The organism is Niabella sp. (assembly GCF_030150205.1).
In the GTDB taxonomy this organism is placed as follows: Bacteria; Bacteroidota; Bacteroidia; order Chitinophagales; family Chitinophagaceae; genus Niabella.
In genome coordinates, this window is sequence record NZ_JASLGT010000004.1 from 165,396 (window position 1) to 180,143 (window position 14,748).

The 14,748-nt window shown below is 46.6% G+C and carries 8 protein-coding genes; 6 read left to right on the plus strand and 2 right to left on the minus strand.

Translation table 11 applies throughout. From position 1 onward, the window contains the following. Positions 1 to 5: 5 nt before the first annotated feature. From Q1V85_RS03260 to Q1V85_RS03275, 4 genes are read left to right on the plus strand one after another with little or no spacing between them, the layout of a single operon-like run. Positions 6 to 1,676 carry a DUF5008 domain-containing protein gene (locus tag Q1V85_RS03260; RefSeq protein ID WP_300597411.1) on the plus strand — a complete coding sequence of 557 codons (1,671 nt, stop codon included), beginning with the start codon at positions 6 to 8 and terminating at the stop codon, positions 1,674 to 1,676. A gap of 32 nt (positions 1,677 to 1,708) precedes the next feature. After that, positions 1,709 to 3,622: a DUF4983 domain-containing protein gene (locus tag Q1V85_RS03265; protein ID WP_300597413.1), complete on the plus strand. Its 1,914-nt coding sequence runs from the start codon at positions 1,709 to 1,711 to the stop codon at positions 3,620 to 3,622. Between the two features lie 37 nt (positions 3,623 to 3,659). Continuing rightward, complete coding sequence (locus Q1V85_RS03270; RefSeq protein ID WP_300597415.1) at positions 3,660 to 5,681, plus strand: discoidin domain-containing protein; 2,022 nt, start codon at positions 3,660 to 3,662, stop codon at positions 5,679 to 5,681. Positions 5,682 to 5,739: 58 nt separating this feature from the next. Then, positions 5,740 to 7,449 carry an alkaline phosphatase family protein gene (locus tag Q1V85_RS03275; RefSeq protein WP_300597417.1) on the plus strand — a complete coding sequence of 570 codons (1,710 nt, stop codon included), beginning with the start codon at positions 5,740 to 5,742 and terminating at the stop codon, positions 7,447 to 7,449. A 274-nt stretch (positions 7,450 to 7,723) separates the two neighbouring features. Here Q1V85_RS03275 and Q1V85_RS03280 read toward each other — a convergent pair whose 3' ends face one another. Together Q1V85_RS03280 and Q1V85_RS03285 are read right to left on the minus strand one after the other, a co-directional pair. Continuing rightward, positions 7,724 to 9,913: a glutamine synthetase III gene (locus tag Q1V85_RS03280; protein ID WP_300597419.1), complete on the minus strand. Its 2,190-nt coding sequence runs from the start codon at positions 9,911 to 9,913 to the stop codon at positions 7,724 to 7,726. 134 nt (positions 9,914 to 10,047) lie between these two features. After that, on the minus strand, positions 10,048 to 11,316 hold the full coding sequence (locus tag Q1V85_RS03285; protein ID WP_300597421.1) for a hypothetical protein: 1,269 nt from the start codon (positions 11,314 to 11,316) through the stop codon (positions 10,048 to 10,050). Positions 11,317 to 11,577: 261 nt separating this feature from the next. On the opposite strand from Q1V85_RS03285, the gene purL reads away from it, so the two are divergent. Together purL and Q1V85_RS03295 are read left to right on the plus strand one after the other, a co-directional pair. Continuing rightward, complete coding sequence (gene purL, locus Q1V85_RS03290) at positions 11,578 to 13,806, plus strand: phosphoribosylformylglycinamidine synthase subunit PurL (protein ID WP_300597423.1); 2,229 nt, start codon at positions 11,578 to 11,580, stop codon at positions 13,804 to 13,806. Positions 13,807 to 14,054: 248 nt separating this feature from the next. Continuing rightward, positions 14,055 to 14,696, plus strand: a complete 642-nt coding sequence (locus Q1V85_RS03295) for an outer membrane beta-barrel protein (RefSeq protein WP_300597425.1) — start codon at positions 14,055 to 14,057, stop codon at positions 14,694 to 14,696. Positions 14,697 to 14,748: the final 52 nt, after the last annotated feature.

Below are 14,748 nucleotides of genomic sequence, written 5' to 3' on the forward strand. Positions count from 1 at the left end.
TTAAAATGAATACGCTCCGTCGAATATGTGTAATACCTTTAATAGCAGCAGGACTATTGCTGTTATTGGTAACCGCCTGCGTTAAGAATGCCCAATTATCCGGAGAGCCTTACCCGCCGCATCCCCAGCCCCTGATTAATTTTTATGGCAAGCCGGGAACTGTTATACAGGGAAGCGAGGGGGATACCATTACGCTGCAGGTAACCGGCATCAAACAACTTGCAACGGGCTACCGGTTTTTGTTGAATGGTGTTTCGGCTACTATTGTAAGTGCAACAGACAGTCTCCTGTCTGTAAAAATACCCCCCAGTGCCTCCTCCGGGGCCGGAAGCATTGCCACCGCCGACGGGCAGTTTTATTACGGCCCTACGATCACCATTGTCGGCAAGGTGTCTATAGACCCTGATTTTAATAACGCTTCTTCCACTGTGGGAGCCAATGGTTATGTAAGTACGGTATTTAAAAACTCGGATAACAATTACCTGCTGATGGGAGGGTTTACCAATTATAATAATCAAAGTGTTCCTGTTGGCCGTATCGTTCAAATAAGCCCCGGCGGTAGTTTTATGACCACTAAAGCTGGCTTGGGGGCATCGGGCGGAATTGCGTCCTTAGTTCCGGTAACGATCCTGGGCCAAACGCGGTATATTATCGGTGGTAATTTTGGCGGTTATTATTCCGCTCGTTTTCTTGTGTCCAATATTACCCAGATCAATACCAATCTTTCGATCGACAGTGTTACGGTGGCTGTGCAAAACCCCGATCCTGAAAATACCCCGCAAAACAATACGGACACCGTGGCCAATTTCAATGCCCGTTTGTTTAACGGCAACGTGGTGCGTATATTCCCGGATGCAGATCCCAATAAAATAATAGCGGTAGGCAATTTTGATCTTTACTATCGTGTGGATTATGCCAACTCTGTAAAAGGGAATTATTACCCCTATTACAGGGGCATCCGGAATTTTGCACGGATGAATCTGAGCGAAACAGAAACGGGTCGCCTTGATACTACCTATAATTATAGCCACGACCTTTTAACCGGAAAATTTGATCCCAACCTGAACGGGGATATCTATGATGCCGTGCAGTTGGCAGATAAAACGATTGTTGTTGCCGGTTCATTCACCATGTTCAATACACCATCGAATGCAGCAGCCCCGGTTACAGCTGCTCCCGGCATTATGGCGCTCACCGGTACCGGCAGCATCAATACCGCCTTTGCCTCGGCCATTGGTTCGGGCGCCAATGGTTACATCACTAAGATTACCTATAATGCCGCTACAAAAAAGATATTGCTGACGGGCAATTTTACACAGTTTAATAACCGGCCGGCCAAGGGAGTGGTGATGCTCAATGAAGATGGTACAGTGGATCCGACTTTTAACCTGAAATCGTATGAGGGAGGGCTTATTAATTATGCCGGTCAGCTTAGCAACGGCAAGATTATTCTTTCCGGCTACTTTAATAAGTATGATGGTGTGGTACGCCAGGGCTTTGCAATTGTAAATGCGGATGGCTCCCTGGCCAGCGGCTATAATAACTCCGGAGCTTTTGCCGGAGCTATTTATGGCATTTATGAAGTAGCCGCCGATAAACTCATGATCTTTGGATCGATCAGCTTATTCGACAATACGCGGGTGGGCAATATTGTGCAGCTGAAAATAGCACCATAGTGCAATTTTATTCAATTTATAAGCGGTTAGATATGCAGAATAATCAAAGAAATAAAAAGATAAAGAGTGGTGTAACCCTTGCTGTTATGGCTGCTTTTCTTTCATTGTATGCAATAATGTCCTGTAACCGGACATTTCCTGAGCAGGGTAACCAGTTGAGGACGGATTATCCCGATTCAGCCCAGGGGACTGCCCTTAACAGGAAAGTACTGTACCTGATCCTGGATGGGGCAGAGGGCAAACAAATACAGGCATTGAACCCGCCCAATATCCGTTCCCTGCTTGCCAACGGCGTATACAGCTGGGTAGGGGTTAGTGGTGGCCTTCCTCCGGACTCTACGTTGCCGGCTACCTGGACCAATATGATGACCGGAATTCCTACGGATAAAACCAATGTGGGCGCAGATTTTCAGTCGGCCAATTTTAGCCAGTTTCCAACGTTTATTTCAAGAATAAAAACAATGGCAGCAGGTACCCGTACTGCGGGCTTTGCCGCGTCTGCCTTGTTTAGCCAGTATCTGTTAAAAGATGCTACGGTAAATACGCTTACTGAGAATAACGATGAGCAGGTAACGCAAAATGTGATGGGTGAATTGGGCAAGCCGGATGCAACCATTGTGGTAGGCCAGTTTCACAGCATTGCGGCCGCCGGTGATCGATACGGGTACCTGGCTGCTACGACGGAATACTCCAATGCGGTAACTACGGTAGACAATTACATTGGGGCTATTTTGGCCACATTAAAAAAACGGCCAGGCTATAAACAGGAGAACTGGCTGGTTGTTGTAGCCTCTAATTTAAACGGAGCAGTAAACAAATATGCAGGTACGGCGGCAGCGGCTACTTATTTTGGAGACTCGCGGCGCAACAACTTTGTTATATTCAGCAGCCCCCGGTTTAAAGCACTCCAGGTAAACCCCAATGGCGCACCGGTTTCTACGGCAGGTTATGTAAATTATATCGACTCGGTACTGCAGCTTCAGGGAGCAGGCGCTAACCAGGTACGGGTATATGGTAATGACGATAAACATGTTTTTGACCTGGTTAAAGGAACCCAGCGTACCCTTGAATTTAAATTAAAGGTACCCGCAACCAATTATAAAACGGAGATTGGTGGTCAGGGCTTTTATAATCTTTTTGGTACACTCAGGGCACAAACCAATAACGATAACCAGGCAGCAGGCTGGCATATTATGACCTGTGCCGGCTGGTGTAACAATACCAAGCTATTCATCAATTTTGCAACGGCCGACCGGCATGATGAAGGTAATAACGGTCAGTATGATGCAGAAAGACCGGGGGATGATGGCCAGTGGCATAATATTGCACTGGTCATTAACTGGCCGGCAAACAGCAATCTGATCAAGTTTAAATTTTATATGGATGGTACCTTGCGTACCATTAATGACCGGCAGGGCTCCCGTGCTACTACGGAAGGAGAGTATGATGCAGGAAACGCTACCAGCATTGTTTCAAAAGGTAAGTTTTATATCGGCCCTCCCACAGACGCGCTCCCTCAAATGAATATTTACTCTGATAATTGTTACATCACAGACCTGCGGTACTGGAATGTGGCGTTCACAGATGCAGACGTAGCCAAATACTCCTGCAAATCCTATATCCCGGACGACCATCCTTACCTGGATAAACTGGCGGCCTACTACAAGCTGAATAAACTCTCCGGCAATGCGATAAAAGACTTGTCACCCACCGGTCAGGATGCCATAGTGGTAGACCCATCTAAAAGAGCCAATTTTACAACGTTTAATGAAACGGCCAAAGGAGTATGTCCCGATCCGAATGGCAATTTTTATAAAGCAACCATTACAGGGCTGGATGTTCCCATGCTCATTTACCAATGGATGGGCTTTGGTACACCAAACTCATGGGGACTGGGTGGCAGGATATGGAGCACCGGGTATACAGATGTTGTACCTCCGCAATAACTGGTAAAAACGAATTATTTAATTTAAAAATAATAGAATGAAAAGGGTACATGGCTTATTAGTGGCTATCCTCTCTGTATCTGTCATCCTTATATCGGGTTGTAAGAAATATGGGTTTAATATACCGGATGGATATAATGTAGACTCGTTGAAAACAAATGTGACCATTGATACTTCCGGTAAAAATGAAGATAACAGTTTTCTGCAGCACGTGCGGATGTTTCCGGGCCTCGTAGCGTCGGGTGAGGAAAGACTGCAGAATACACAGGTGGTGCTTAACCTCAACTACCTTAAAGCACAGCGAAGTTACCTGATGATGTATGTGGAGCCGGGTTATAGCACCAGCCGTATTTACAGCACAGGTATGTATGCACCGCCAGGCGGGGAAATAACCATTACAGTGCCGGCCGGCGTTACAGGGCTAAGCTGCCAGGTAGGGATTTGGGCCAACACCATAACGGGCAACATGCGTTATTCGCGCATCATTACAAAACAGGATCTGTTCCCTGGGGTTAATAAGGTCAAAAACCTGTTTGGAGGACATGTGTATATACTGCCATCTTACCCGGTAGCGAACCCGGTGGCCCTTGGCATTTCGGGCGCTTGTAAAAGCCCCGATTTCATATTGGGTACTACTACCGCCGCCGCATGGAAACAGGCGATCCAAAGTTCAGGAGTGCCCTGGTTTGAGCTGGCTTCCTCCACGATGGTGCTAACATTGCCGGTGGATAAAATGAAGGATTACCTGACCCAGCATCCAGACTTTGACCCCGTGCAGGTGATGCAGCTATGGGATCGTATGATACAAACCGACTTTAATGGTTGGGCGGGGCTTACAGACGCGGCGGTTGATCCGGCGCACCGGTCGCCACAGTTTCCCTGGCGTACAGCGCTTGATGCCCAGCCCTCTTATCTTACCGGGGCCTATCCGTTGTTTGCATTAAATACCGACGAATGGATGCGTAAACTGCTTGCGGTAAATGACGAAACGATAACGGGGGTCAGCCAGTCGTGGGATATGGTTACGGCGTTGGGGTCATTGTATGCACAGCCCAAGTGGATATGGGGAGGATTGTACCAGGCTTCCATTGGCAACCTGTTTTTGTTTGAGCGCGCCAAGAGGCTTAATGTTACCGATGTGGCCGGGTTTAACCCGCAGCTGCTGGATGCGCAGGTGGTCAATGAAGCACTACGTTTTTCGAACGATCCCACCATTGATCCCAATACCAATCTGGTTAAAAATTTTGATAACGATTCCCGGCTGAACAGCGCTATCCGGAAAACCATACCCTTCCTGCAGATCTTTGAAAAGCTTAAAAGTGCCGACAATAAATCAGATGGTTATGGGTTTATGACCTATATTTTTAAAAAGACCCGTGATACGCCGCTCCGTATATTTATTAATGATGATGCCCGCAAGGATTTTGTATACGAAGCGCTTTGTGAATATACCGGCCTGAACTGCATTTTCTTCTTCAGGGCCTGGGGGATCGGTATAAGTCCTGCAAAGCAATCGGAGATGGCTTTAAAGTACCCGGTTATGCTCACCAAAAATGTATGGCAGTATAATCCCCTTACCAAAACCGGGGGCGATTCTACCGTGCTCAATTTGCCGGGACTGCCCTTTTCCAGGGCTTTATGGACGGCTTCGGCAGATTCTTATGAGCCCAGCGGAGAGGGAGCTCCCAATGGTTGGCCCATCTCCGCCATTGATGGCAATCCGGCTACTTTCTGGCACACGCAATGGCAGGGAGGCGGTCCCGTATTTCCACACTGGTTCCTGATTGATATGCATGAGACGCTCCCTGTTTCCGGGATGATATTTACCCCGCGGCAAAGTGATTGTTGCCGGAATATACCGAAGGACTATAAGATTTATATTGGAAATACTACAGATGAGGCCGGTATGACCCTGGCTGCGCAGGGTGTTTTCCAGAATAATAACAGCACCCAGCGGGTTAATTTTACGACCGCTGTAACGGGTAGGTTTATAAAACTGGTATTTGCAAGCGGTTATAGTGACACGTATGCGGTTATGGCAGAGATACAGGCGTTTTAAATAAAGTCATTAAATAAGAGGTGGCAGACTTTTGTTAAACCATCGAAAAAATATGCGGATGAAACGACAATTGATCATAGGGAAGTATTGCATCGCAATGGGGATTGCTGTTGCACTGGCGGCCGGGTGTAAAAAATATCCCAGTGTGCCCCCTGTTTTTGAAAAACAGGAATTAAATGCCGACAGTGTTAAACGCAAGGTACTGGTCATTAGTATTGATGGTTTGCCGGGTAATGAGTTAAAAGCAGCAACCGGGCTCAATAATATTGCCACGCTTCTAAAAACGGCTAAGTTCAGTTATGCAGAGGCCCGGCTTTCCAAACCTGCTACAGACGGGGCCAGCTGGGCTTCCCTGTTAACGGGCGTAATACCGGCTACCCATGGCATTACCGATAGTAGTTTTGAATTTAATAATACAGACCCGGCATCCTCCGACGGAAGGGTGCCGTATGCAATGGATATTTTCAGGATCTTAAATGTTAACAAACCCAGTTATACTTCAGCCCTGGTTAGCCCCTGGGCCAACCTGGCCAGGTATGTTGCACGAACGGCCACTTACAGCTATGGCGTATTAAATGATGCCGTGGTAAAGGATTCGGCAGTTAGTTTATTGAAACGGGATACAAGCCTTTCGCTACTGGTTGTTAATTTCAACGAGGTAGCGCTGGCCGGTAAAGCTGCCGGCAATTATTCGCTCTCCAACCCTGCGTATAAAACAGCCCTTGAAAAGGCCGACGGATATATTGGCAATATTTTACAGGCCATGAACGCCCGGCCCGGTAAAAGCCAGGAACAATGGCTGGTAATGATTACTTCGGGGCCCGGAGCGGTTGCCAATCCGCTGCCTGGTTTTTTAATCTGCGCATATCCCTCTTTTACGAGTCAGGAGGTAAAAAAAGTAGGCTATTCTACAGTACTGTTTAATGATGATACCAGTACCTACGCTTATGTGCCCAACCCCCAGTTATATGATGCCAAATTCTCGGATGAGTTTACCGTGCAGGTACGTACTTACAATTTAAATGGGGTTCAGTATCCGGGATTGCTCTCCAAATCTACTCCCAAAATGAAAAATGACGATTTAAGTATTAAAGGCTGGATGTGGCTAAATGTGGGCAGCGGAAATGTTAATTATGAACCCAACTTGGGTAGCGGAACCAAAAAGTATAATTCTACCAATACAGGGGCCTTTAATGTTAACGAATGGCATACCTATACGATGCGGGTAAAGATTACCAGTGCCACCAACCGGAATGTGTCGATGTTTGTAGATGGTAATCCCAAAGGGAGCGTGTTTGATATTGGAAATGTTGATTTCAGTAATCCTGCAGAGCCGCTAAAACTGGGCTATAGAAGAGTGGATAACTTTTTTGCACCCATGCAGTTTTATGCGTCGGACCTGGTCTATTTTAATACGGCCCTGCCGGACAGCATTATTAAGAATTACGTAAACCTGGCTGATTTTAGCCGGCATCCTTATTATAAAAACCTGACCGGTTGGTGGCCGCTGGATGACGCCACGGGGAATGTGGTGTACAACTATGCACTTACAGGGTCCGATATGGTTTTGAACGGGTCGTTCCGCTGGGTGAAACTGGATCCCAATGTGCCTCCGGGCAGAACCCCGGCTCCGCCGGATGCTACTGTTTCTATCAACGCCGCAGTAACCGATATTGCAGCACACATGAAGTATTGGATGAACCTGAAAGCAATGACCGTTGGCCTTTCTAACTCGTGGCTTAGTAATTTTTCGGCCGAAATAAAATAACGATCATTGCTCGAACCCCGCAGGTGTTACGAGCATGATTTCATGGCCTAAGGCGATCGCATACATTTTTGGAACCTTTGTGATAGTTGTTATGAAAAGGCTTTTGACAATTGATGGTGGTTGGGCTTTTACCGCAATGTCCGCAAAGGATTCACAAAGGTCGCGATGAGACCAGGCCGTTCATTTGTCGTTGCCCTTATGCCAATGGTACAAAAAATTTAAATACAAAAAAGACCGGCAAGCGCCGGTCTTTTTATTTTCGGTAAGGATTGTCTTATCGCATGAACAGCAGCTCGCGGTATTTCGGCAGGTACCATTCTTTATCATCCACCAGTAATTCCAGTTTATCTACATGATAACGGATCTGGTCGAAGAATTTTGCTTTTACCTGGCTTTCATATGCAATCGCCTTTGTGCGGGTATCTTCGATTGCGTTGCATATTTTACGCGCTTCAATCATTTGCTCTACCAGGTCGCTGGCCTTGTTGATATGCTCAGAGATCTTATCAAGGATCTGTTTCTGGTTGGCATACGCCTCTTCCGGAACACCCGCATCTTTCAGACCACGGATATTATTGGCCAGAAGGGTTTGGTAACGGATAGATGGCGGCAGGATAATGCTGGTTGCCATCTCGCCCATGATACGGCCTTCGATCTGTACTTTCTTAATGTATTTTTCCAGTTCGATCTCATGCCTTGCTTCCAGTTCCGACAGGGAGTAGATGCCGTTATCCACAAACAATTTTTTGTTTTTGTCGGTAACCATGGCATCCAGTGCCAGCGGCGTTGTTTTCAGGTTGGGCAACCCTCTTTTTTCCGCTTCTTTTTCCCATGCTTCGCTGTAACCATCACCTTCGAAATGTACTTTTTCGCTGGCAACGATATATTCGCGGATCACCTGCATGATAGCAATTTCTTTTTTCTCACCTTTCTCAATCAGGGAGTCTACTTCTTTTTTAAACTGCTTCAGTGTTTCCGCCATAATGGTATTTAATACAGTCATGGGGTTGGCGCAGTTTGCAGTGGAACCTACTGCACGGAACTCAAATTTGTTTCCGGTAAAGGCAAAGGGAGAGGTCCGGTTCCGGTCGGTATTGTCCATAAACAATTCCGGGATGGTTTTGTGAATGTCCAGCTTTAGCATGCTTTCATCCTGCTCATCCATTTTGTCAGAAACACGCTCTTTTACCTCTTCCAGCACCTGCGACAGGTATTTTCCGATAAATACGGAAATGATTGCTGGTGGTGCTTCATTTGCGCCCAAACGGTGATCGTTGGGAGCAGAAGCGATAGAGGCTCTTAAGATATCTGCATAATCATGCACCGCCTTAATGGTATTTACAAAGAATGTAAGGAACATTAAGTTGGTTTTGGGGGTTTTGCCCGGTGCCAGCAGGTTGATGCCGGTATCAGTAGCAAGGCTCCAGTTATTGTGCTTACCGCTTCCGTTAAGGCCGGCGAACGGCTTTTCGTGGAACAGTACTTTCAGACCATGACGGGGAGCGATCCGGCTCATGGTATCCATCAATAAGGTATTGTGGTCTACCGCCAGGTTGATTTCCTCGTAAATGGGGGCGCACTCGAACTGTGCGGGCGCTACCTCGTTGTGACGGGTGCGCAGCGGAATGCCCAGTTTGTAACATTCGTTTTCAAAATCACGCATAAAAGCATATACGCGTTCAGGTATCGCACCAAAATAATGATCTTCCAGCTGCTGGTTCTTGGCGGAGTTGTGGCCATAAACCGTGCGGCCGGTCATCACCAGGTCCGGACGTGCATTAAACAGCCCTTCGTCTACCACAAAGTATTCCTGCTCCCATCCAAGGGTGGCGTTTACTTTCTGTACGTTCCGGTCGAAGTAATTACATACATCAACGGCAGCTTTATTTAATACATCAATTGATTTTAATAAAGGTGCTTTATAATCCAGTGATTCCCCGGTGTAAGAAATAAAGATGGTAGGAATACACAGGGTTCTGCCATAACCGATCTCCACAATAAAGGGAGGGGAAGAAGGATCCCAGGCGGTATAACCCCTGGCCTCAAAAGTGGCTCTTAAGCCTCCGTTGGGGAAGGAAGATGCATCCGGCTCCTGCTGGATCAGCGCGGCACTGTCAAATTCTTCAATCGGCGTTCCATCTCCTTTTAATGTAAAAAAGGAATCATGTTTTTCTGCCGTTGTTCCGGTCAGTGGCTGAAACCAGTGTGTATAGTGGGTTACGCCCTTGGTTTCTGCCCAGGCACGCATGCCTGTTGCGATCTGGTTGGCTACATTGCGATCAATTTTCTGACCCGCATTAATAGAAGCCTTCAGGCTCTTATATGCTTCATCACTTAAAAACTTTCTCGCGGTTTTCAAATCAAATACATGAGAACCAAAAACCTCCGTAATCTTGGGGGTGATCTTGCCTACATCCGTATTGTAGGTATGCAGTTCGGAAATTGCGTTGAATCTTAATGACATTGAAGAATAATTTTTGCAAAAATAAAAGGAAAATAGTATTTCATGTATGAAATATTTCTATTTTTTGAATAAATATTTCTCTTTTTATTGTTTTGCCATCAACGAAATGCTGTTTTTGTGCTGAAAAATATGTATTATTTTATTTTAGTATTTGTTTTTTTAAGAAGGCGTTGCCAATGGATACCTGCTAAAATAACGGGCAGGAACAGCGGGAAAAGAATGGACCGGTAACGGACCATTGCCCCAAGGTTATTCACCGTATAGCCGATCATTAACAATGTACTGATCGTAAATACGAGGAGGAAGAGGCTAAAAGGCCGGAAACTGCGTTTTTGCCGGGGAACTATCAAAAAAAGCAGGATACAGATCCAGGTAAGCATCATTTCCAGGAAGGCCGGGATGATGAGCATTTTTTTAAGATCCATTATAAAAGGACGAAAAAACGCAATACCCGCTGCCTGCGGAAACTGGCGTATAAAACCTGCCAGATCCGGTTGCAGAGGAGGCACCGGCACGCTGGATTGGCCACCGGTAAGCTCCAGGAAGGATGCCTGTTTGCTGGCAACAATAGCGGGAAAATCCAGCGCGGGATGCAGGTATTTGGCTAAGAAAAAGAAAGCAAGTCCCAAACTGTATACCCCCGTAAACACCAGCACGCGCCGGGATGGGAACCGCCGCGCCAGTATCCAGCACAACAGGGCCGGAAATAACAGCAGCAATATATGGTTCCGGAGTGCAAATAATAACAGGAAGGCTCCCAACAGCAATAAGTAACCCTGTAGCGGTTTTTTTGACGTAATGTGGAAATAAAAAATGTAAATGATCGTGCTAAGGGCCAAATAGGTAAGCCCATCTTTATGCAATCCGCTGGTCCAGTATAAAAAAGAGGGTGCCAGGAAACAACCGATAATCAGCAGGAGGCGGCTGCCGCCAACATGATGCTGCATTACCCGGTAAAGGGCTACAACGCCGAAAAAAACGAAAAACGTATAAAAAATGATGTTTATAAAGTAGCTGCCAAAGCTAAAGCAGTTAAATACCGATTCGATCCGGACGTAGGTATTGTTTTTTAAATTGTTCCAGTAAGAGGCGCTGGAGGCAAAAAAGCTTCTGAAGCTGGTGCCGTACCCATCATGAAAAAAACTGGTGATATATTGCCGGGGAGTGGTAAGCAGGTTTTTTGTCTCTTTCAGACTTTCTGTATGCAGCACCCAGGTGTCGGTATTGCCCGGGGAACCGCCCGAATACCAGGCGATCCAGCCGTAAAGCACGCCCATACCCACTTTCAAAAGAAAAAGCGCTGCCAGCTGAAATCCCGAAAGTCCGCTGTTGCTGAAAAAGCGGATTTTGGGAATACACCAGGTAAAAAGCAGGAGGTATGCCGCAAAAAGAAAAATTTCCACAACTGCGCATTTTATGGTACAATGATAATTCAATAATTGCAAAGATGGTCACCGGGGCAAAGAAAGACTGAAGGCGGTGGTTTCTGAATGAACGCCATTAAATTGTTCTGGCCTAACTGCTTTTGTTGGAAGGCGCATTATGAATCTGTGTTTCAGGGGCTTTTTTTGGCTGCTGTGTTTGCGGTGGATTGCTAAATGACCGTAGTTTTGTAAATTCGCTGCGATTTTTTAATACTACATAAAATCAGCTATAAATATATAATGGAAATTACTGTAAAAACCGCAGAACAGCTGCGTTTGACAAAAGAAGAGTTTGAACTGATCAAAGAAAAACTGGGACGTACTCCTAATTTCAATGAGCTCTGTGCTTTTTCCGCCATGTGGAGCGAGCATTGCAGTTATAAAAACTCCATTAAATGGCTGAAAACGCTTCCGCGCGATGGTGGCCGCATGCTGGTGGCAGCAGGAGAGGAAAATGCAGGGTTGATGGATATCGGCGACGGATTGGGCGTTGTATTTAAGATTGAATCGCACAACCACCCCTCAGCACTGGAACCCTTCCAGGGGGCTGCCACCGGTGTGGGCGGTATTCACCGGGATATTTTTACCATGGGCGCACGCCCTATTGCGGCATTGAACTCCCTGCGTTTTGGAAAACTGAACGAAGCAAAAACACAGCACCTGCTGGCGGGAGTGGTACACGGGATTGGTCACTATGGCAACTGTTTTGGAGTACCTACCGTAGGCGGAGAAATTTATTTTGACCAGTGTTATCATACCAACCCGCTGGTAAACGCCATGAGCGTGGGCATCGTAAAAGCGGGGGAAACCGTATCGGCCACAGCGGAAGGAACCGGAAACCCGGTAATATTTGTGGGCAGTGCTACCGGAAAGGATGGAATTGGCGGGGCTTCTTTTGCTTCAGCGGATATTACCTCCGAAAGCGTGCAGGAATTACCTGCGGTACAGGTGGGTGATCCGTTCCAGGAAAAAAAGCTGCTGGAAGCCTGTTTAGAGGTAATCCAGACCGGAGCGGTTGTAGGCATGCAGGATATGGGCGCCGCAGGAATTATTTGTTCCACGGCAGAAATGAGTGCAAAGGGCGGTGTAGGTATGCGCATTGACCTGGATAAAGTGCCTACCCGGCAAAAAGATATGAAGGCCTGGGAACTGCTGTTGAGCGAAAGCCAGGAGCGGATGTTGCTGGTGGCCGAAAAAGGAAGGGAAGCTGAAGTAAAAGCGGTATTCGAAAAATGGGACCTGCCGGCTTCGGTTATTGGTGAAGTGACCGATGATGGATTGCTGAATTTTTATATGCATGGTCAGCTGGAGGCTTCCCTGCCTGCAGAAGAACTGGTATTGGGCGGCGGAGCCCCGCAATACGACCGGGAATATAAAGAGCCGGCTTACCTGGAAAAGATCCGGGCGTTTGATGGTACTGCTGTAGAACAGCCGGCAGATTTAAAGGCCGTAGCCGAACAGATTGTAACCCTGCCCTCCATCGCATCCAAACGCTGGATCTATAACCAGTACGACAGTATGGTAGGAACCGTAAATACATCAACCAATGCACCTTCAGATGCGGCCATTGTAACCATAAAAGGTACAAAAAAAGGATTAGGCGTTACTACGGACTGTAACAGTCGCTATGTATATGCCGATCCGTATAAAGGAGCCATGATTGCGGTGAGCGAAGCGGCCCGTAACCTGGTATGCAGCGGGGCATTGCCGCTGGGCGTAACCAACTGTCTGAATTTTGGAAACCCTTACGATCCGGAGGTTTATTACCAGTTCGTAAATGCCATTAAAGGTATGGGGGATGCCTGCCGCAAATTCGACACGCCTGTTACCGGTGGTAATGTGAGCTTTTATAACCAGAACCCTGATGGTCCCGTAAATCCTACGCCAACGATCGGTATGGTAGGATTGCTGGACGATATCGATAATAAAATGACGCTCGATTTTAAAAATGAGGGCGCTGTTATCTATCTGTTGGGCAAGCAGTCAGAAGATCTGGGAAGCTCTGAATACCTGTATCACGTACATGGTGTAACGCATTCAGCTGCGCCCTATTTTGAGCTGGAGGAAGAATTTGCACTGCAACAATCGCTGGCAAAGATGATCAGCAATAAAGCCATTGAATCGGCGCATGATATCAGTGAGGGTGGTTTGTTTGTTACCCTGCTGGAAAGTGGTTTCAACCGCGGGCTGGGTTTCAATATCAATACCAATGCCGCACTTCGCAAAGATGCGGCACTGTTTGGAGAAGCCCAGAGCCGTGTGATAGTAACCGTAGCGCCGGATAAAGTGGCTGCGTTTGAGCAGCAGGCCAGTGTTCCGTTTGAAAAAATAGGTGTGGTAACAGCAGCTGCCGTAACGGTTAACGGTGCAGATTGGGGTGCCATCAGCGAATGGAAAGAAAAATATGATACGGCCATCGAAGGTTACCTGGCAAAGGAAAGTGCCGGGGAAGCGATGGGAGGGCTGTAAGACTGGTTTAAAGTTTAATGTTTCAAGCTGGATCCCGCTTGGCTTGATACTGCTGTCTTACACTTCCACGTTCACAGCTGAGTGCTGAAGGCTATATGCTGAAAGCATACTTCGGGTTTATTGGATGTTTTTACCATACTTCATTTTTGCACAACCGAGCTAATAATTTTATGAAATATTTTTCGGCGTTTTTTTTGTTCTTTTTTTTATCAATATTGTCTTTGAAAGCGCAAAAAGGCTGGGGGATTATGGCTGGCGCTAATCTTTCAAAAATGACAGTTAAAGACCCTCAATATACGAATGCCCCGGATCAAAAATTCAGCCCGGTTATTCGTTATCAGCTGGGTGTGTATAAAGAATTGTACGCGGGCAATAATATAATTATTGCGCCGGGTCTGCTGTTTATAAAAAAGGGTTATAAAAGCAGGCTGCAGGATGAACTCAGTGACGGCTCCCGAGACTGGCGGGTTGAATTTTCTCCATCCTATATCCAGCTTCCGGTAGATATCGCCTATCGTTGGCGGTTGAGCGGCGGGCGGTCTTTTGATGCGGGTCTTAATATATACGCTTCATACGGAATTGGTGGCCGGGGACATACCGTTATAAAACTGGATGGAAAAACGGTTAAGGATGAAAAATTTAAACTTGAATTTAAGAACGAAGCAGATTTTTCCAGCGAAAATAATGTGGCAACATATAGTCCCGGGTATAGCAGGCCGCTTGACGTAGGCGGCGGCATTGTTGTTAAATACGGTTTTGGAAATAAAATGGGCGTAAAACTCAATGCTGACCATTCTTTCTTTAACCTTCAGTCAAAGATCTATGGCAAAAAGCCTGCTGCATCAGCATACAATCAGCAGTTAAGGATATCAGTCTGCTATGATTTGTAACGTGTAAACACTACGGGGGGCAATCAGCTGATTTTTCGAAACAAAACTTTAA